Source organism: Bacillus sp. EKM202B (assembly GCF_011066025.1).
Lineage (GTDB): Bacteria > Bacillota > Bacilli > Bacillales > Bacillaceae_G > Bacillus_A > Bacillus_A toyonensis.
The window spans coordinates 197,915-217,500 of sequence record NZ_JAAMNK010000003.1; the positions used below are offsets into that span (position 1 = coordinate 197,915).

A 19,586-nucleotide genomic window follows, 5' to 3' on the forward strand; every position below is an offset into this window, starting at 1 on the left:
GTGGTAAAATCATTTCTCGTGTTAGGAAGCTCACACCCTTGACTTCCCTCTCTGTAAACCGTAAAAATGATTTCGTGTCCTTGTCATTACTTTTTCGTTCATGTCTATTTGTTAACTTATTATAGTTATCAAATTTTTAAAAAGCAAGCCTATTTTTATTAACTATTTTCAAGATCATTTTTTATTATATTTCACAATAATATTTTATACCGGCCAATCTATTTACCTATTTCGTAATTTCCCAACTTGTAAATTAATGTTTCACATAAAAGTATTCCATTCTAAAACGAGTAGATCTCTTCCTTTTAAAACTATACTAATAAAGGATTTTTAATACAATCTTTTCGTATAACTTTCTTCTAAAGAACGTGCAACATCTTCTTCTGAAGTATTCACTTTCGCATGCTCCAACAACATTTTTGCTGCTGAAGGTAACCCTTTTTTATTTAACCAAGATTCTGGATCCCACATCTTAGAACGAATAAAAGCTTTTGCACAATGAATGTAGCATTCTTCTATTTCAACAACAATTCCAAGTAACGGATTACGTCCATTCGCCTGCATCTCTTTCAAAATTTCTTCATCGTTTGTAATATATGCTTTACCGTTTATTCGGAGTGTTTCCCCAAGACCAGGAATAAGAAAGATTAACCCTACGTGCGAATTTGAAATAATATTTAAAATGGAGTCTATACGACGATTGCCCGGCCTTTCCGGAATGATAATTTTATTTTTATTCAATACATATACAAATCCAGGTGCATCCCCTCTTGGCGAAGCATCACACTCTCCTAATTTATTTGCAGTAGATAATACTAGAAAAGGAGATTTAGACAGAAAATCTACACAATGATGATCAAGTGATGAAATAACTTTTTTCAAAGCTCGCTCACTTGGTTGCCCCAATATTTGTCGTAATTCTTCCTCTGTTGAAATAATCGATTTTATTTCCTTACTTTCTATCCCCATTTACAACCACCCTTTTTTTCTTTATTTTCCCAAAATTCAATACAAATATTGTATAATAAAATTTGCAGAAAGGGGAATTAAAATGACAGAGTGGTTAACGATATTTGATTCTGAAAAAAATACACTTGGAAAGAAATTACGTGATGAAGTGCATCGTGACGGTGATTGGCACGAAACATTCCATTGCTGGTTTATAGAAAAAGATGATGAAGATATGTTCTTATATTTCCAATTACGCTCTAAAAATAAAAAAGAAGCTCCGGGTATATGGGATATTACTTCAGCTGGACATATTATGCATGATGAAGATGTACAAATTGGCGGCCTTCGTGAAATCGAAGAAGAATTGGGGCTTTCCTTTCAAACGACTGATTTAACATACAAAGGAATCTATAAAATAGATTATGAAATTTCAAATCTTACTGATCGTGAGTTTTGTCATATGTATTTTCACAACGTAATAAAGCCTCTTCCATTTGCACCAGGTGATGAAGTAGACGATGTGATGAAAGTACGTGCAACTGCTTTTCTACAACTATTAAAAAGAGAGATTTCATCTTTTTCGGCTATTTCTGTTTTAAACAATAAACCAATTACAATAACATTTGAAGATATTTATCCGTATGATCTTACATACTATGAATTTGTTATAGAGCAAGGAAAAGAATTCTTAAAAAATAATAGTTTATAAATAAAATAGGACTCCTAGCATAATATTGCGCAGAGTCCTATTTTTTTACTATTGTTCAAGTATCTTTAATCTATTCTCTACTTGTATAAATAAACGAATGATTAATAACAGCATAACCACCATAATCGCTATTATTGTATGTGGATATCTAAACAGTATACTAATAACACTTCCAATTAATATCATGATGAATCCGTTTTTCTTCATCACTTCTGCACTATACTTGTTACCTGCATCCCATAACTTCTTATTTTTCATAGACCGTTTCGTACGATAACCATATGCTGCGTTAATATCTGTCGGTGGATTTTTTTGAAGAATACGTGCGGCAAGTATAAATATAATACCGATCAACATGCTTATTCCTATGTTTACTAGTGCATACAACAATTATATCCACCCCCTAATTTATACCTTCATTATACTATATAATCATCCATGTTCCAATTATTAACATTTTCATTTTCTCTCTTTAGATGTCTGGAACATACTTGGAAGTGTTACAAAGCGTGCTCCTTTCGTTTTCAACTGTGGAATGATTTTGTCTAGCGCATCTACAGATCCTTGCAAATGTCCACCTGGAGTTGAATGCTGAAGTATGACACTACCTGGAAATGAATTCCCTAACACATTATTTGTAATTGTATCAGCACTTACCCCTTTCCAATCAACTGTATCGACACTCCACTGTACAATCATAAATTTTTGCTCTGTTGCCCACTTCAATTGATTTTCAAGTATTTCACCGTACGGCGGACGTATAAACTTCGGTGCATAACCAGCTAACCGATTTAATATTTCTTCCGTTTTTATAATTTGATTATGGTACTCAACCTCATTTACTTTCGCTAAATTTGGATGACTATACGTATGATTACCAATTACATGCCCTTCATTTGCAATACGCTTTACTACGTTCGGAAACTTTTCTGCATTTTCACCGAGCAAGAAAAAAGTAGCTTTCACATTATGTTGTTTTAACTTATCTAAAATTTTTGGCGTAAATACTAAATCTGGTCCATCATCAAATGTAAGAGCTACTTCCGCTTTATTGTATGGTCCTGAAAATGCATACGCATATTTTTCGACCCATGAAAATGGTGTCCATGATCCACGATCCGCTTCTTTCATTTGTGCTTCATAATTTTGAGGAACATGTAATGCGTATGGTAGCGCATTTACATAGTCTCCATAATAAAATGAATGATATGGCATATAAGCGTACGAAATATTACGTTCTAGCCCTAAAGGAAATGGAACGAACATTTCTGGTGAATAAAAATAATACATGATAAAAACCTCCCTAAAATTTCATATGTGTTTCATCTGTACTTTGTTAGAGAAATTCTGATTCCTGAACAAAAATAAGACTGTCCGTAATTAGGACAGTCTTACTGATTTATATACTTAATAAATTACTTTACTATCTTTCGGTAATTTTCTTACATGCTTTAAATAACTCGTCACTTTGTCATCATCATCTTGCGGATATTGATATTCATAAGTGTTAGCAATTTCGTTCGCAACTTTCCTAAATAAATCACCCATTATGAAAAATGAATCCCAAATATTTTCATACTCTGCATTTGAAAATGTCCTTTTAAACTGCTCCCAGACATTTTTTTCAACATATTGTTCGAAATACTTCCCAAACTTCCCAGCATTAGCTGTAAACTTTGTTTTCATACCAATATGCCACTCTAGCATTACAACCAACATATCTCGCATTGGGCCTTCAAGCATTCCTTTCGCATAAGAAAGCTCCTCGCGCCATAACCCTTTTCCTACATTTGTACTACACCACCAAAATTCATTACAGCAATCTAAAAACTCTTTTTCCGTAGGCTTTTTTACTAAGTAATCTTTATCGCTTGCTGGTGGGAATTCTCCCAGACAATTATCTTTATCAAGAAGCAGTTTACTTAAACTATCTTTTCCAACGAACTTTTTTATTAACTCAACTGGAACTAGTGTTAAATCAATCCGATTCCCATCCATGAACTGCATTAAATACGGAAACTTCCCGTCTTCATCTGCTGGAATTAATGACATTTCTTCCGGCATTTGTACAATCATTATTTCTCCAAATCTATGAATCCAATTATGATTAGATATAAAAGATTGTATATCATTCACAACATACATAATATCATAATCTTGAAAACAATCTTTTTTCACATTTGGATTTACACGCGATCCATTCATGATGACAGCTCGAATTCTTTCATCCTCTTTTGCTGTATTTATAATTAAGTCTAGCATTTCTTTTTCAGTTCTCATCTACTTACTAACCTCCAATTTTTTAATATAAAATATAGTGTTATGTATATAGGAGGCCCACGCGCTAACTGTATTGTACACGATACACGTTATAATTTTTCAAACCTCTTTTTCATTCTATTTATCCCCTTACATCATTTTTTTACGACTGCCATTACAAATCCATCATATCCTTTACTTCCGACAGTTTGAAGCGCTGTAGCACTTACATGCGGCTCTGCAGCTATCAATTCATAGAAACGACGTATCCCTTGTACACGAGGATCACTGCTAGTATTGTCAATAACTTCTCCTTCACGTACTACGTTATCCCCAATAATTACGGTACCAGGGCGTGATAGTTTCAGTGCCCATTCAAAAATAAGTCGGATTATTTTGTTTATCAGCATCTATGAAAATAAAGTGAAACTTTAATCAGTGGGGGGTGTTCATCCCCACTGATTATTAGTTGAACCAATCGGGCGTTTACGGGCAGTTGATCTCCCACCTAACTTCTTTGCTCTAGCCTACCTTTGAGGTGGGAGTCTTACTGCCCGTTAATGCGGGATAAAATCAAAAGGTTCATACTGCTCATTTTTTATTTGTTGTAAAGAATCTAACGCTAATCCTGTTCGTATTTCAATTTTATCATTCAAATTAGCACGTTCAATATTGCTACGTGCAATTTCTGCATGTTTTTCATTTGCTTCCAATGTAACAACTTGTCCTCCAGATGGTAAGCCCCTTGCAATCCATATCGTGCTATATCCGCCTAGAGTACCAATTTCCAAAATGTTTCGAGCTCCTTGAATTTGTACTAATAGTTGCAAAAACTTCCCTTGCGTTGGCGATACATCATGTGCCGGTAAATTAGCTGCAGCGTTTGCTTGAAGGACCCTTTCTAATGTAGAATCTTTCGGTATTAATACATCACTCATATATTGATCAACAGCCGACCATTTCTCAATCGTACTCATGTATATACCATCCCCTTAAAGTTTTTTTATGCTTTTCTACCATTCACACTTGATTATACCGAAAATTCCGTTTTATATACAAAAAATAAAGAAGGAACACCCACTCCATTACAGAATAGATGTCCCTTCTTTGTTAATACATGTAGCCCTTACGGATTAGTAGACCAAAGTCCTGCTGATTTAATAAATGTACGTTTATTTAATTTCAGCTGTGCTACGATAAACTCTGCAATATCTTCTGCTTGCATTACTTTATCAGGATTTCCATCAGTTAACCCTAAATCTACAGCCATATCAGTTGCTACTGTACTTGGAGTTAAAGCCGTTACACGAATGTTATGTTTACGAACTTCCATCGCTAACGATTCTGTTAAGCCAAGAACACCAAATTTAGAAGCACTATATGCACTTGTTACAGGCGCGCCTTTTTGTCCTGCTGTAGATGAAATATTAATAATATCACCAGATTGTTGTTCAATCATGCTTGGTAAAGCGGCACGAGTTGCATAGTATACACCCATTAAGTTTACTTGAATGATTTTTTCCCAATCAGCAACGTCTAATTCTAAAAACTTACCAAATTTAGAAATACCAGCGTTATTAATTAAAATATCGATAGACCCTAAACCGTTTTTTAACGTTTCAATTGCAGTCGTTACCTCTTCATACGAAGATACATCAGCAGTCGCAATAACAGCTTTTACGCCTTCTGCTTCCACTTCTTTCGCTACAGCTTTTAAGTTTTCTTCTGAACGAGCTAAAAGACCTACATTTACGCCTTCTTTCGCTAATGCGATCGCTACAGCACGACCAATACCTCTACCTGCTCCTGTAATTAAAGCATTTTTACCTTGTAATAATTCTGCCAAGTATAACACTCCTTAATCTTCTCTGTTGTTTATCATATTAAAAGTGTATCTATGTTTATGTAAAAAGGCAATGATGCACTTTCATGTGCGTAGGTTACTTGTAGGTAACCATAGTAGCTATATATGCCTTTTTAAAGAAAAATAGTGTTAGAAATCTTTCCACCTAACACTACTTTTCTTCATATTTAGGAATACACACAATAAATTCTGTACCATTTCCTTCCTCACTCTCGACTTTTATTTCTCCTTCATGAAGATCAAGTACTTTTTTTACAATAGCTAAACCTAAGCCACTTCCTCCATAGGCACGATTTCGTGAAGAATCCGCTTTATAAAAACGCTCAAAAATATGTTGTTTCTGTTCTTCTGATATACCAATTCCTGAATCACAGATACGCACTTCCACTACTGTCTCATGTTCCTTTAACTGAATAGTGATCGTACCACCGCTTGGAGTAAATTTAATGCTATTATGAATTAAATTAATCCACACTTGACTCATACTTTCTTGGTCTGCAGTTACATGGACTTTCTCTAAATCAAGATCTAATTCAATTTCTTTTTCAGCCCAGAGTGGTTCACTATTTAATACAATTTGCTTTAACTGTTGATCTAATCGATAGCTCACTCTTTCTGGTGTATACTCTTCGGATTCTAAAAGAGTTAGCTTCAATAAGTTTTGACTTAGTTTAGATAATCTCGTTGTTTCAGTTTCAATAATGGTAAGATAATGCTTTCTTTTTTCCTCAGAAAGATTATCATCTTGTAGTGCTCTAGCAAATCCTTTTATAGAAGTTAATGGTGACTGTATTTCATGAGAAACATTTGATACAAACTCTTGTCTCATTTTCTCCATCGTATTCAGTTCATCTGTCATATCATTTATACTTTTTACGAGCACGCCAATTTCTCCATCATACTTTTCTTCATTTCGTATTTTTACGGAGAAGTCTCCTTTTGCAATTTTTTGTATCGGTTCAATAATAGTCCAAATCATTGCCTCTCGTTTTGGCCTCATTAATATTCCAATTAATGTCCAAATAAGAATAATAAATACAAAACCGACCATATCACTAATTAGAAAGGCAACAAACGGCGATACATTTACGTCAAAAGCATTCAATAAACTAGTTGCTACATAAAATGCGATAGACCAAATGATAGTAAGAAAAGTAAAGAGAGCTAATACCGCTCCAAATACTTTCAGCATCTTCAACTTACTCATTCGTTTTCTTTTTCTCATTTACTTACCTCTAAGCGATACCCTAAACCTCTTATTGTTTTAATACTAAATTTCGACTTCTCTTCTTGAAACTTCTCACGTAACCGATTAATATGAACGTCTAGTGTACGTTCATTCCCTTCAAAATCATATCCCCATATTTCTTCAATCAATTGCTCTCTCGAACAAGTTCTTCCCGCCTTAGATCCTAATGTAAAAAGTAACTCGAATTCTTTTAGCGGTAACGTAACCGTTTGTTCCCCCAGTGTCACTTCAAACGTTTTACGGTTTAACAGTACATTTCCAACTTGAATCGATTGCGATACTGTAATTTGGTAACGTTTCAGTAACGCCTTTACTCTCACTACTAATTCTATAGGATCAAATGGTTTTACGAGATAATCATCTGTCCCAAGGTGAAATCCTTTTACTTTTTGTGATGTTTCTCCTTTGGCAGTTAGCATCAGAACCGGGATATCATAGTATTTTCTTAATTCAAAACATACATCAAATCCATCCATATTTGGCATCATGATATCAAGAATAACCATATCGACTTTTACTTCGTCCATTTTCCTAAGTGCATCTATGCCATCAATTGCCTCATATGTTTGAAAGCCTTCCCGCTCTAAAAAAACAGAAACGAGTTCTCTAATATGTGGATCGTCGTCTACTATTAAAATTTTAGGTATCAAAGGAACCATTTCCTTTCTACTAAGCATCTTTTATATTTTTTTAAAATGAATAATCAGCGGAGTACAACCTCCACTGATTATTCATTTTATAATGCACCCTCTTTAATTTTCAATTGTTGCGTTGCAAACTCACGATACATGTCATGTGTACGTAATAATTCATCGTGCGTACCGCTTCCTGTAAGGTTCCCTTTTTCAATAAAGATAATTTTATCCGCATCTACAACCGTAGAAAGCCTATGTGCAATAACTAAAGTTGTTCTGCCTTTCATTAAGTTATTTAATGCCTTTTGAACGACAGACTCGGATTTACTATCTAGACTTGAAGTTGCTTCATCTAACATAAGAATTTGCGGATTTCGAAGTAATGCTCGGGCAATCGCAATTCGCTGTCTTTGTCCTCCAGAAAGCTTCACACCGCGCTCTCCAACTTCTGTTGCATATCCATTTGGTAAATCATGAATAAATGCATCAACATATGCCATAGCTGCTACTTTTTCAATTTCTGCATCCGTCACTTCGCCCTCAACACCGTAACAAATATTATCACGAATCGTTCCATCGATTAACGGACTATCTTGTGATACATAACCAATTTGACGTCGCCATGACTGCAATGAATAGCTCGTAATTGATTCTTTTCCTAATTTAATAGCACCACCAGTTGGCTCATAAAAACGTTCTAATAATGAAAATAAAGTTGTTTTTCCGCTACCACTTGGACCTACAATCGCTGTTACTTTTCCAGATTCAATTGTGAAATCAATATTGTTCAATACTTTCTCATCTTCGTTATACTCAAAATGTACATTTTCAAGAACTATCGACTGCTTAGCATTCGAAACCTTCACACCAGTTTCATGATCTTCTACTTCATATTCTAAAATCGCATTAATTCTTTCCGTTGCACCAATTGCCTTTTGGAATTGTGTAAAGAACATAGATAACTGGCTCATTGGCATAATAATTTGAACTAAATATAAAATAAATGCTACAAGTTCACCTGTTGTTAATGCACCACTAGAAACTCGCATTCCACCATAGCCTACGATAATAACAAGCAGTGCCATTAAAACAAACGACATAACTGGTGAAATTAATGCTTGCACTTTTCCTTCTTTTAAACCAAATTGCAATAACTTTTGTATCCCTGTATTACCTGTCTCATATTCTCTTTTTTCTGTATTTGAAGATTTCACTAAACGAATTTCTGATAACACCTGTGTTAACACACTTGTAAAAGATGCTGTTTCATCTTGAAGCGCTTTTGAAATCTTATACATTTTTCGTCCAAGAGGAACTAAAATTAATACAGACAACGGAATAACCGTTAAGAGTAAAGCTGTCATTTTCCAATCTAAAACAAATAATACAATTAATGATCCAACAATTGAAATACCGCCTGTTAATAAATTTGACAAGTGCTCAGAAATTAATGTTTTCACAACACCTGTATCATTTGTCATACGGCTAATCGTATCGCCTGTTCTATTTTGATCATAATAAGATACTGGTAAAACAAGCACCTTTTTCCACAAACGTTCTCTCAGTCCAGCTACAATCTTCTGCCCAATATAATTTAGTAAATAAATAGACAATCCTGCAGCAATGGTTTGCATGACAAAGAAGGCAACTAGCCCAACAATTTGTCCTGTACTAATTGACGAAAGCGAAAAATTATCTACTAATCCTTTTGTTAACATCGGAATAAATAAACTCGCTCCTGTAGAAAGCAAACTCATTAACAATGCAAAAACAAGAATCCCTTTCGGAGGATTTGTATCTCGAATAAGGCGTAAAAACTGCCTCCAACTTCCTTTTTTCTTCATTTCATTTCTAACTTCCATTCCTGTTCATCTCCTCGTGTTAAGCCAAACTGCTCTTTCTAAAACTAGAATACAGTACAAATGTAAACTGAATGTAAACACACTTTTTCTATTTTTACAAAATATACATAAAAACTCATCTTTACAACAGATATAAACATCTGATATTATTACCTGGTACTTAATATTATTGTATGTGAATTATAGATAACTAATTTAAAATACTATATAAATCTCCAGTTATTGAAAGGAGTATCCTTTTTGCAAACAAATATACATTCTGAAAAGGAAACAATCATTTTTATTCACGGCTTAGTTGGCAATCGTCGTGCCTTCAAAAAAGAGCATAAACGATTTTCTGCCTCCTACAACATTATAACTTATGACTTATTAGGTCACGGCGACGATAAAGGAGAAGCTATTGAATTTTCATTACAGCGCCTCGTAGATCAATTATTGAAATTATATGAAAAAGAAGGTATTACAGAGGCTCATATTTGCGCTTTAAGCTATGGCTGTTATATCTCCACTATTTTTGCACAAATGCACCCGGAAAAGGTATTAAGCATTTGTCATATTGGTGGACATTATAATAATCCATCCCTTTTATATAACGTATTTCAAAAATTTTGGGAGAAGCGAGGAGACGAATACTCTAAATGGCTCTCTCAATACGCAAATACTATTTTTCCAAGCGGCATATTAAAAGCGAATCCGTTCGCAGTCATTTCAAGAAATATTTACTACCGTTTCGGATTACAATTACATTCATCCATAATTGCCCAATCATTACGACACCGGTTAGAATTCGATTTAAAATCTAAATTAAAATCACTTCCCCACCCTATATTATGGGTAATGGGTGAACAAGATCATCTCTATAAATCTTGCCTATTTGATTTAAAATCTATTCTGCCAAACGTTCTATATAAGGAAATACCTTTAGCAGGACATGCTGCAAACTTATTTCGTCCTAACTATTTTCATGACTTATATGATCGATTTTTAAATGGAAAGTTAAAATAAAAACTACTAAACTTCCAATTTATTCAACTATAAAAAGGCTTCCCAAGTTTCCTTGGAAAGCCTTTTCTCTATACGAAAAGTATAAAATACTTTTTCTTAGTATGCTTTTGTGTAACCTAAAATGTGCTTGCTCCAGTAAGAGTTGCTTACAGAACTAATACGTACACCAGTTGCATCAGTTTCTGCACTAATGAACTGACCGTTTCCTAAGTAAACACCCATGTGAGAAGGACCTGATTTATAAGTATTTTGGAAGTATACTAAATCACCTGGTTGTGGATTACTAGTTTTTGTTTTAGAGCTCCAGTATCCAGCAACTGTTTGACGAGCGCCTTTATGACCAGTTTGATTTAATACGTAGTGAATGAATCCACTGCAGTCAAAACCAGCAGGTGTTGTACCAGCAGTTCTGTATGGTGAACCATTTAAAGATCTAGCGAATCCAGCGATTGAAGACGTATCTCCACCTGTAGGTGCTGTTGGTTTTTGTACTTGGTTAGAACCTTGGTTAGAACCTTGGTTACCACCAGTCACTCCACCTTTTACAAACTTAACATAGTCTGCACTTACGTAACCTGTGCGGCCATTATGGTTAATCTTGTACCAACCATTTTCTGCGCCAGTAACGTTTAATACTTTACCGTTTGTTACCCCACCAATTACAGCATTGTATGTAGCTGGGCCTGTACGTACTTTTAAAGCACCAGTGTTAACAACATAAGAACCACCAGTTTGAACTGTAGTAGTATTGTTGTTGTTTGTAGTTGGTTTTTGTGTTTCGTTAGATACAGCAGAACCACCTTTTGTTACGAAGTCTTTGCTTACGTATCCAGTTCCACCGTTGAAGTTGATTTTAAACCAATCTTGTACTTCACCTACAACTTGTACTGTTTTCCCTTTATTTACAGAACCTAATACTGTATGAGAAGTACTTGGGCCTGTACGTACGTTAAGTGAAGAAACGTTTACTGTGTAAGTACCTGTTCCTTGTTGAACAGTTGTTCCTTTGTTACCACCAGTTGTTACGAAGTCACCACTTACATAACCTGTTTGGCCGTTTACACTTACTTTGAACCAACCGTTTTCTTGTCCAATTACTTGTAGTACTTGACCTTGTTTTACTTTAGAAATAACGTTATGTCCTGTACCAGCACCTGAACGAACATTTAATACATCAGCAGTTACTGTGTATTTTAATTCAGAAGTTGTTTCTACTTTTTTTGTTTCAGTTACAGTCGTTTGAGTTCGTGTTTGAGTTTGTCCATTAATTTCTTTTAGCGCTTCGTTCGAAACTTGTGCATGAGCAGAATCCATACCTGGAACTGCAACACCTGCTACTGAAGCTGCTGCTAAACCTGCAATTACTTTTTTCATAAGTTGTCTTTACTTCCTTTCCCTACTATCCTCTTAAAAAAACATATAAACTTAATACTTTACAATATTATCAAAGTAAAATATTCATCAAGTTCCATTTTTTAACAAGAGTTTTATTTTTCACACGTATTTCATTTTAAATGCATGAAGTGAATTCCGTGTGAACTTCATGTGAACTTTATCATTAAACATAGTAATTTTGCAACGATTTTCTTCAAATTTCTTATGTATCGCATGAAAATCCGACATTCCATTCATTATCTCAATATAGAATACTTATTTTCTATCCAATAAAAAAATTTATTAACGAATACAAAACAAACTATGTGTTTTCTTGATAAAATGAATTACATGAAGCGTACTCTTATCATGGCAAAAATTACTTAATTAATCAATAGTATAATATTTTCAGAAAACTAATTTCCTATACGATCTATGTTTTTTAAATAATTTGACGAATTGTAAGATTTAGTTCTCAAAACCTCATTCTATGTTAAAGAAAATACACACTCCATTGACTATTTATTTTTTACTAACTATGGAATTTTTGAAATATTTCCGTTATTATTTATATAATCATATAATATGAAACTCTTATCAACAAAGAGATGTGCAATAGGAATTTAAGGACTGCCGACTTCCACCATTCCAAATTGTAGTCTTACTAGTAATGAACAAGGAGGTGCATTTGTGAAAAACATAATAGACGATCACATAAACAAAAATATAGAATTATACTACGCCTCTTTTCAGTTCGTTTCATTTATAACATTACAAAAAATATCAACTATTGAAACACGTAAAAAAGAATTGAAAAATCAGATGAAAAATTGCCAACAAAAAAATCCTTACTACTTATAAAGTGAAACTTTATAAGTAGTAAGAATTTTTTGCATCTCCCACTAATTATTATCCTTCACCAATCGGGCGTTTGCGGGCCGTTAATGCGGGATAATAAAAGGTGAACAGGTCGTATCCCTGTTCACCTTTTATTATTTCTACCTTATTTATAAATTTTCACACGATTTTCTAATGGTTGGAACTTTTTTTCGCCAGCAAGTACTACTGGTTTACCAAATGGCATTTGCGCAGTGAGTTTCCAGTTTTCTGGAACATCCCATTCTTTTCTTACTTTTTCATCAATTAATGGATTATAATGTTGCAATGTAGCACCAAATCCTTCAATTTCTAAAGCTGTCCAAATTGCAAATTGTAACATCCCTGAGGATTGCTGTGACCAAGTTGGAAAGTTCTCTTTATATAGTGCAAATTTTTCTTGAAGCCCTTCCACTACTTCACTGTCTTCAAAGTATAAAACCGTTCCATAACCACTTTTAAATGCATTCATTTTTTCTTCTGTAGGTGCAAAGTTATTTTCAGGTACAATTTTCCGTAATGTTTCTTTCGTAAGATCCCATAATTTATCATGTTGTTCTCCTAACAAAACAACAACACGAGCACTTTGAGAATTAAAAGCTGAAGGTGTATGTTTTACAGCATGATAAATCACTTCTTGAATTTTCTCATCAGAAACTACTTGCTCTTTACTAATTGCATAAATAGATCTTCTGTCTTCAATTGCTGAGTAAAAATCTTTTGCCATCATAATTCCCTCCAATTTTCAATTGAGGCTATTTCATATGTATACATCATACAACGCCCCTTCAAACTTATTATTAATAAGTTTATAACTTTATACTATCAACAAACATTGATAAACTCAAATAATAACTCTCACATTTTTTACCTTTTTACTTCCCGTGTTTTAAATAAAAAAGCAGTTTATCGTTACTAAAAATAAGTAACAATAAACTGCCTTCCTCATGTAATGTTCTAACTTAGCATTTTACTTAATTAACTAATCCAAATGTATATGACATTAACTTATTCGTCTCTGTAAAACGTTTTGTTTTACTGGAAGTCCCCATGACTACTGTAATAATTCGAGTATCTCCTTGTTTTGCAGTACCTGTAAAACAGTACCCTGCACTATCTGTAAATCCTGTTTTTAATCCGTCTATTCCTTCTATATATAAACTTTTATTATTTTTGTTTAGCATGTCATTTGTACTGATAACATTAATATTATTAAATGCTAACTGACTTTGACGTAAGTGAGTCACTTCTAATATCTCCGGATAATCTTTTATAAGATGATACGCCAGTTTTGCTACATCGGCAGCTGTCATCTTAGTCTCACTTCCATCAGGCTCTTGTAGCCCTGATGCATTTGCGAATTTAGCATGTTCCGACATTTCTAACTGTTTCGCTTTTGCATTCATAAGTTGAACGAAATCTTTCTCCGTCTTTGCCATATGTTCTGCTAACGCCACCGCCGAATTATTTGCCGATTCAATCATTAATGCATGGTACAAGTCTTTCACAGTCAATGTGTCATTCACTTGGACTGGGATTCTCGCACCCTCTGTTTGCGCTGCTTTCTCACTCATTTTCACCGGATCTTCCCAGCGAACTTTCCCATTATGTACACTCTCTAATAAAAGGTACGCTGTCATCATCTTAGACATACTAGCTGGCGCAAAAGCTTCATTTTCGTTATGTTGATAAATAACATCTCCATTACTCGCATCGATAATCATAGCTGCTTTTGCATCAACTTTTGGTGGGATGTACTTTGACGGAACTACTTTTTCAGTTAACCCAGTTTTAGGTAGCTCTGCCACTTGTAAAGGTGGTCCCTCTACATTTGTTGTACTCTTTTGAGTTCCTTGGAATAAGAACCAACATATCCCTAAAATAATGACTAATAGGATTGTTACTCTTCCCCATTTCAACCGATTCATTTCAAAACTCCTTTAGCAAACCTTTTATACACTCACAGTCAACCATAACAACAATTCCTGCATATCGTCAAGGTAAAAAGTATATTTATTCATATACAACAATTATTATTTCAATCTATTTATGTTACACTATGAATACTGAAATATAAGAATATTCAATGATAAATTCATAAACAAACTATTTAATAGAAAGGATTCATACAAATGATACTTCCAAAACCATTAAAATACGGCGATACTATTGGGATTTATTCGCCCTCTTCACCAGCAACCTACACTTCCCCAAAAAGGTTTGAACGAGCAAAATCTTACTTAAAACAGAAAGGGTTTCATATATTGGAAGGTTCACTTACAAATCAATATGATTATTATCGTTCTGGCAGCATACAAGAGCGTGCTGATGAACTAAATGATTTGATAAGAAATCCAAATATTTCTTGTATCATGTCAACAATTGGTGGGATGAATTCCAATTCATTATTACCTTATATCGATTATGATACTTTTCGAAATAACCCTAAAATAATGATTGGATATTCCGACGTATCAGCTTTATTACTAGGAATTTATGCAAAAACAGGAACTCCTACATTTTACGGTCCTGCACTCGTTCCTTCTTTTGGAGAATTTGAGCCTTTTGTAGATGACACATACAAATATTTTTCAGAAACATTACTAAACGATCAACCTCTTCCTTACAATATAAAGCAACCGTTATTTTGGTCAGATGAATTTATTAATTGGGAAGAAAAAATGAAAGAAAAAGAACTTAGACCAAATAATTGGATTTCTGTAACGAATGGACAAGCTACTGGGCGTATGATTGGCGGGAACTTAAATACAATACAAGGAATTTGGGGTAGTCCTTATATGCCACCTATTCAAGAAGGTGATATTCTATTTATTGAAGATAGCTCAAAAGATGCAGCTACTATTGAAAGAAGCTTTTCCTTACTTAAACTTAACGGAGTATTTGATAAAGTCTCTGGTATCATTCTTGGAAAACATGAGCAATTTGATGATTGCGGTACGAATCGAAAACCTTACGAAATACTATTAGAAGTACTACAAAATCAAAGAATCCCTTTTCTAGCTGACTTTGATTGTTGTCATACGCATCCAATGATCACTATGCCCATAGGTATTCCAATTAAGTTGGATGCGACCAATAAAACGATACATATTTTAGAAAAATGGACGGTCTAAGCACACTTATATTATAGGAAGAAAATATAATGAACTTACCGTTAGAAAACAATGAAAAGCTCCGTTTATGAAAAACGGAGCTTTTCATTATTGACCTAAATTTTGTATCTTATCTTTCAAATCTCGCACTTGATCCATCGTCTGCATAAGCTCAGAGTTTTTAAATTGCTCTACATCAATTTTCCCTTCCTCTACCTTCTTCATAGACGTATCAATTAATGTATTTAACTTTTCATTATATCCGACGATTTGTTGGTGAAGATCCTTCGCAACATCTGGTGGTGTTAATTCATTAAAAGCTGGTATATCTTGTTTAATTTCATTTAGCTTCGCTTCCAATTCTTTTCGGGCTTCTTTATCATTAACAGCCTTTTCCGCTAACGCTGGAGCTTCATTTGCAAATGCGCTTATTTCATTCACATAGTCTGTTGCCTTTTGAGCATAATCTAATGAGTTCTTTCCTTCCTCTACTATCGAACAACCTATTAAACCAATTGAAACTATCAATACTAATAAAGTTGATTTTATTTTCATTTTAGACTCCCTTCGTCTTTATAATTGTCTGTAAGCTTCCCTTCATAACTTCTAGCTTAATTGCTTATAACCTTTTTTCAAATAGCAATTTACCCACTTACATGCCCTATTATTGTTACAACATCAATTTCTATATGTACGCTAATAATATCTTCAATTATATCCATATATCCTTGTCCTATAGCTGTTCCATAGTGTAATGACAGCCCCTTCTTTTCATAAACTGACTTTGGCACTGTAAAAATAAATCTCCTCAAGTTTCTTTCATCAGCTGGTTCCATAATTAAAACAATCCCATCCTCATCAAACATATACACTCGCCCTCCAACTTTACATTCACTATGGCTCAGTATTGCCTTGGTCAACTAAATTTAAAACCTAAAAATACGATACACGCTGCTCTATAATTAAAATAAGAAGCATTCATTCTTTTTTTAAAGAATGAACGCTTCTTCAAAACGTTATTTTAAAGGTCCTTCCCCCCTGTAGATGGGGGATATCACTTCCCCTCAATACACATCTCTTGCCTATCATTTTCGGACAATATAGAGCATATCTGTTTCAGATAACCCAAATTTCTTAGCGCTTTTCATTCCTTGTTTTTCAGCTATGTTATACAGTTCCACCTTAAATCCTGCATTCATTAATCGTTGAATAAATCCTGATTGATTATAAATTCTTACATGATCTTCATGACCAAAAGCTAATTTTCTTAATTTCGGTGTTACAATTAATTCATTCTCTATAATAGAATCTACATTCATTACGATTGGCACTTGAATAATTCCCCATCCATTTGGCTTTAATATTCTATATAACTCTCGCATCGCTTTTTCATCATCGAAAACGCGTTCTAATACATGGTTACATAAAATCACATCAAATGTGTTATTTTCATATACAATTCTTGTAACATCTATTTCTTTCATTAACGGATCCTTCGGTTCAATATCTCCACATACATATGTAATGTTTTTATACTGACTAAACCATCCTCTTACCTTTGCTTCCGGTGCAATATGAAGTACAGTATCATTTCCACTTAATAAATCAGTTTCCATTTCAATATAAACACGATATAACCTTTCACGGTCCATCGAATCACATACCGGACAAATCCCCGTATCTTTATTCCACATCTCGAATTTATATTTTGGAAAATCGTAATGTGCTGGCCAAGGGGAAAATTTTGCAAATTGTTGATTGCAATATTGACAATAACATACTTCTTTCTCAAATATACGAGTAACTACCTTATTTAGTGCCTTCTCTATCTTTCCATTATCAATTTCATTTAATTGCCCACCTCTTACTGCATCTTTCATTATGAACACCGCATTTTCCAAACAATAAGTCAAGCACTCTTTATAATCTTGCTCATCATTTAAAAATCCACTATTATATGCATCTATTATTAATTCAATCCATTCCTCAATTGTCATGAATATAAACTGCTTTTGCTTTTGCTTTCGTCCACTATACTGTCTAAAATAACTAAGAGGTTCCTGTATATAAACGACTCTACCTTTCTTCATCATATCGAGCCATGTTGCAATGTCATGAATAGCAGAATAAGCTTTCCCCTTAAAACAACCAAACTCCCCTCCAAAAAACTTCCGATTAAACAGAACTGTTGTAGGTTCACCAACTACATTTTTCAAGTTTTTTAACATATAATTCCCTAATTCTTTCCCTTCAAAAAGTGTAGTTTCTTTGGCAATTTTCATATTCAATGTTGATGGTGGTAAAACCTCTCCATTCTCATCAATTAGTTCCCGATATGATGTCACAAACGAAATGTTTTCTATTCTAAAAAAACAATTCATCATTCTTTTAATCTTTTCAGGATGAAATAAGTCATCATCTAATAAAAAGTTTATATACTCTCCAGTTGCAAGTTCTATACATTTATTAAAGTTCTCAGCTTCTAATGGGGTTTCACTTCTAACATATGTAATGCATTCATATTCACGTAAATATGGTTGGATCATCGCGTGAACTTCAACGTTCGTACTGTCTTCAGAAATTATTATTTCAATATTTTCATATGTTTGATTCAAAGCACTTTTGAGAGCTAATTCCAAATAATGAGGTTTATTGTAGGCAGGAATAAGTATGCTAACTTTCGGTAAATGAGAGTTATAATTCATATATTATTTTTTCTTTTCTATATTAATTTTCTTTAGCTTAATTTGTTGATAAAAATCTAATGTATATAATAGTGATGATGGAACTATTCTTCTTGCATAGTCTAGAAAATTAGTTATTGCTTTGTCTAACTCTGTTTCATTAGCTAAAAAACCATATTTTTCTCCAACTATAATACTATGTGAAAAATCTTCTAATCCATCCATAAGTTTATTAGATTCATTTAACTGTTGACCTGGATGTAATCGGAAGTAACTAAGTGTCTCCGCCATATATACTGCTTTTCCTTTACTTAATAAGGATAACCATGAGGCGATATCTACGTTGCATAGATACCTCCTTTTATCAAACATACCATACGGTTCTTTCAAATCATTTTTACGAAATAATACCGTTGTAGGTTCTCCTATATAATTCTTTTGATTTACAATTACCCTATTTGCTAATTCCACCCCATCTACTATTGTGTCATTTTCAAATAGACGTACTGTTGAATAAATATGTCTTAATTCGTTCTCTTCATCATCAATTACTTGGCGATGGGATGTTACGAGCTTAATTTCATGATTTAAATCATTGACATAATATTTCATCATTTTTTCAATTTTATTAACATGAAATATATCATCATCCATTAAAAAGTTAATATACTCGCCGTTCGCCTCATTACATAACATAAGTGCATTTTCAAATTGCCCTAGAGTTGAGCTATTTTTTATATAATTAATATTTGAATACTTACACAAATATTTTTGTAATACCTTTTCTGTTTCGTCATTCGTACTATCATCTCCAATAATAATTTCTATGTTAGGATATGTTTGTTCTAACACACTACATAATGCTTTTTCAAAGTAGTGAGGACGATTATAAGTAGGAATTAATACACTCACCAATGGCATTCGATCTATCGCCTCTTTACTTTTTTCAAAATGACCTCTCATCTTATTCCTCCACCTTTTCGCATATTATTTATATACGCGACA

17 protein-coding genes and 3 pseudogenes are annotated in these 19,586 nt (G+C 33.6%); 4 read left to right on the forward strand and 16 right to left on the reverse strand.

The window, feature by feature from the left end:
• Positions 1 to 330 precede the first annotated feature (330 nt).
• Positions 331 to 969: a pyridoxamine 5'-phosphate oxidase family protein gene (locus G9F74_RS06575; protein WP_000510747.1), complete on the reverse strand. Its 639-nt coding sequence runs from the start codon at positions 967 to 969 to the stop codon at positions 331 to 333.
• Between the two features lie 82 nt (positions 970 to 1,051).
• On the opposite strand from G9F74_RS06575, the gene G9F74_RS06580 reads away from it, so the two are divergent.
• The gene (locus G9F74_RS06580; protein ID WP_000141367.1) at positions 1,052 to 1,660 is read left to right on the forward strand and encodes an NUDIX hydrolase; all 609 of its coding nucleotides are present in this window, start codon (positions 1,052 to 1,054) and stop codon (positions 1,658 to 1,660) included.
• 48 nt (positions 1,661 to 1,708) lie between these two features.
• On the opposite strand, the gene G9F74_RS06585 is transcribed toward G9F74_RS06580, so the two are convergent.
• From G9F74_RS06585 to G9F74_RS06625, 9 genes and pseudogenes are all read right to left on the reverse strand, one after another.
• Entirely contained in the window at positions 1,709 to 2,050 is a 342-nt protein-coding gene (locus G9F74_RS06585; RefSeq protein WP_000964938.1) for an SdpI family protein, read from the reverse strand.
• 69 nt (positions 2,051 to 2,119) lie between these two features.
• Positions 2,120 to 2,950: a peptidoglycan-N-acetylglucosamine deacetylase gene (locus G9F74_RS06590; protein WP_016108211.1), complete on the reverse strand. Its 831-nt coding sequence runs from the start codon at positions 2,948 to 2,950 to the stop codon at positions 2,120 to 2,122.
• Positions 2,951 to 3,067: 117 nt separating this feature from the next.
• Entirely contained in the window at positions 3,068 to 3,940 is an 873-nt protein-coding gene (locus G9F74_RS06595) for an aminoglycoside 6-adenylyltransferase (RefSeq protein WP_016108210.1), read from the reverse strand.
• Positions 3,941 to 4,074: 134 nt separating this feature from the next.
• Positions 4,075 to 4,342, reverse strand: a pseudogene (locus tag G9F74_RS06600) (O-methyltransferase); the annotation flags it as partial.
• 149 nt (positions 4,343 to 4,491) lie between these two features.
• Positions 4,492 to 4,896: pseudogene (locus tag G9F74_RS06605) on the reverse strand (O-methyltransferase); the annotation flags it as partial.
• Positions 4,897 to 5,045: 149 nt separating this feature from the next.
• Complete coding sequence (locus G9F74_RS06610) at positions 5,046 to 5,765, reverse strand: 3-ketoacyl-ACP reductase (protein WP_000818985.1); 720 nt, start codon at positions 5,763 to 5,765, stop codon at positions 5,046 to 5,048.
• Positions 5,766 to 5,934: 169 nt separating this feature from the next.
• Positions 5,935 to 7,008: an envelope stress sensor histidine kinase HitS gene (gene hitS / locus G9F74_RS06615; protein ID WP_001231633.1), complete on the reverse strand. Its 1,074-nt coding sequence runs from the start codon at positions 7,006 to 7,008 to the stop codon at positions 5,935 to 5,937.
• The gene (gene hitR / locus G9F74_RS06620; protein ID WP_000612405.1) at positions 7,005 to 7,682 is read right to left on the reverse strand and encodes an envelope stress response regulator transcription factor HitR; all 678 of its coding nucleotides are present in this window, start codon (positions 7,680 to 7,682) and stop codon (positions 7,005 to 7,007) included. Before hitR ends, hitS begins: the two co-directional genes overlap by 4 nt.
• 86 nt (positions 7,683 to 7,768) lie before the next feature.
• The gene (locus G9F74_RS06625) at positions 7,769 to 9,529 is read right to left on the reverse strand and encodes an ABC transporter ATP-binding protein (RefSeq protein ID WP_000453895.1); all 1,761 of its coding nucleotides are present in this window, start codon (positions 9,527 to 9,529) and stop codon (positions 7,769 to 7,771) included.
• Positions 9,530 to 9,769: 240 nt separating this feature from the next.
• Here G9F74_RS06625 and G9F74_RS06630 point away from each other — a divergent pair, with 240 nt between their 5' ends.
• Positions 9,770 to 10,534, forward strand: coding sequence for an alpha/beta fold hydrolase (locus G9F74_RS06630; RefSeq protein ID WP_001194291.1), 765 nt, complete (start codon positions 9,770 to 9,772; stop codon positions 10,532 to 10,534).
• 96 nt (positions 10,535 to 10,630) lie between these two features.
• Here G9F74_RS06630 and entFM read toward each other — a convergent pair whose 3' ends face one another.
• On the reverse strand, positions 10,631 to 11,908 hold the full coding sequence (gene entFM / locus G9F74_RS06635) for an enterotoxin EntFM (protein WP_165406213.1): 1,278 nt from the start codon (positions 11,906 to 11,908) through the stop codon (positions 10,631 to 10,633).
• A 690-nt stretch (positions 11,909 to 12,598) separates the two neighbouring features.
• Between entFM and G9F74_RS06640 the strand changes: the two genes are divergently transcribed.
• Complete coding sequence (locus tag G9F74_RS06640; RefSeq protein WP_033668495.1) at positions 12,599 to 12,769, forward strand: hypothetical protein; 171 nt, start codon at positions 12,599 to 12,601, stop codon at positions 12,767 to 12,769.
• Positions 12,770 to 12,911: 142 nt separating this feature from the next.
• Here G9F74_RS06640 and G9F74_RS06645 read toward each other — a convergent pair whose 3' ends face one another.
• Positions 12,912 to 13,514 carry a nitroreductase family protein gene (locus tag G9F74_RS06645; RefSeq protein ID WP_016108209.1) on the reverse strand — a complete coding sequence of 201 codons (603 nt, stop codon included), beginning with the start codon at positions 13,512 to 13,514 and terminating at the stop codon, positions 12,912 to 12,914.
• A gap of 244 nt (positions 13,515 to 13,758) precedes the next feature.
• Positions 13,759 to 14,712 carry a D-alanyl-D-alanine carboxypeptidase family protein gene (locus G9F74_RS06650; protein ID WP_001080885.1) on the reverse strand — a complete coding sequence of 318 codons (954 nt, stop codon included), beginning with the start codon at positions 14,710 to 14,712 and terminating at the stop codon, positions 13,759 to 13,761.
• Between the two features lie 204 nt (positions 14,713 to 14,916).
• On the opposite strand from G9F74_RS06650, the gene G9F74_RS06655 reads away from it, so the two are divergent.
• The gene (locus tag G9F74_RS06655) at positions 14,917 to 15,918 is read left to right on the forward strand and encodes a S66 family peptidase (protein WP_000602822.1); all 1,002 of its coding nucleotides are present in this window, start codon (positions 14,917 to 14,919) and stop codon (positions 15,916 to 15,918) included.
• A gap of 87 nt (positions 15,919 to 16,005) precedes the next feature.
• Here G9F74_RS06655 and G9F74_RS06660 read toward each other — a convergent pair whose 3' ends face one another.
• The 3 genes and pseudogenes from G9F74_RS06660 to G9F74_RS06670 form a co-directional block, all read right to left on the reverse strand.
• On the reverse strand, positions 16,006 to 16,452 hold the full coding sequence (locus G9F74_RS06660; protein WP_000695299.1) for a DUF6376 family protein: 447 nt from the start codon (positions 16,450 to 16,452) through the stop codon (positions 16,006 to 16,008).
• Between the two features lie 89 nt (positions 16,453 to 16,541).
• Positions 16,542 to 16,763: a hypothetical protein gene (locus G9F74_RS06665; RefSeq protein WP_000459109.1), complete on the reverse strand. Its 222-nt coding sequence runs from the start codon at positions 16,761 to 16,763 to the stop codon at positions 16,542 to 16,544.
• A gap of 219 nt (positions 16,764 to 16,982) precedes the next feature.
• Positions 16,983 to 19,544 (reverse strand): annotated as a pseudogene (locus tag G9F74_RS06670) (glycosyltransferase).
• Between the last annotated feature and the right edge of the window lie 42 nt (positions 19,545 to 19,586).

Coding starts and splice junctions, on each gene's coding strand:
- G9F74_RS06575 (WP_000510747.1), bottom strand. CDS start 969: ATGGGGATAGAAAGTAAGGAAATAAAATCGATTATTTCAACAGAGGAA.
- G9F74_RS06580 (WP_000141367.1), top strand. CDS start 1,052: ATGACAGAGTGGTTAACGATATTTGATTCTGAAAAAAATACACTTGGA.
- G9F74_RS06590 (WP_016108211.1), bottom strand. CDS start 2,950: ATGTATTATTTTTATTCACCAGAAATGTTCGTTCCATTTCCTTTAGGG.
- G9F74_RS06595 (WP_016108210.1), bottom strand. CDS start 3,940: ATGAGAACTGAAAAAGAAATGCTAGACTTAATTATAAATACAGCAAAA.
- hitS (WP_001231633.1), bottom strand. CDS start 7,008: ATGAGAAAAAGAAAACGAATGAGTAAGTTGAAGATGCTGAAAGTATTT.
- G9F74_RS06625 (WP_000453895.1), bottom strand. CDS start 9,529: ATGGAAGTTAGAAATGAAATGAAGAAAAAAGGAAGTTGGAGGCAGTTT.
- entFM (WP_165406213.1), bottom strand. CDS start 11,908: ATGAAAAAAGTAATTGCAGGTTTAGCAGCAGCTTCAGTAGCAGGTGTT.
- G9F74_RS06645 (WP_016108209.1), bottom strand. CDS start 13,514: ATGATGGCAAAAGATTTTTACTCAGCAATTGAAGACAGAAGATCTATT.
- G9F74_RS06650 (WP_001080885.1), bottom strand. CDS start 14,712: ATGAATCGGTTGAAATGGGGAAGAGTAACAATCCTATTAGTCATTATT.
- G9F74_RS06655 (WP_000602822.1), top strand. CDS start 14,917: ATGATACTTCCAAAACCATTAAAATACGGCGATACTATTGGGATTTAT.
- G9F74_RS06660 (WP_000695299.1), bottom strand. CDS start 16,452: ATGAAAATAAAATCAACTTTATTAGTATTGATAGTTTCAATTGGTTTA.
- G9F74_RS06665 (WP_000459109.1), bottom strand. CDS start 16,763: ATGTTTGATGAGGATGGGATTGTTTTAATTATGGAACCAGCTGATGAA.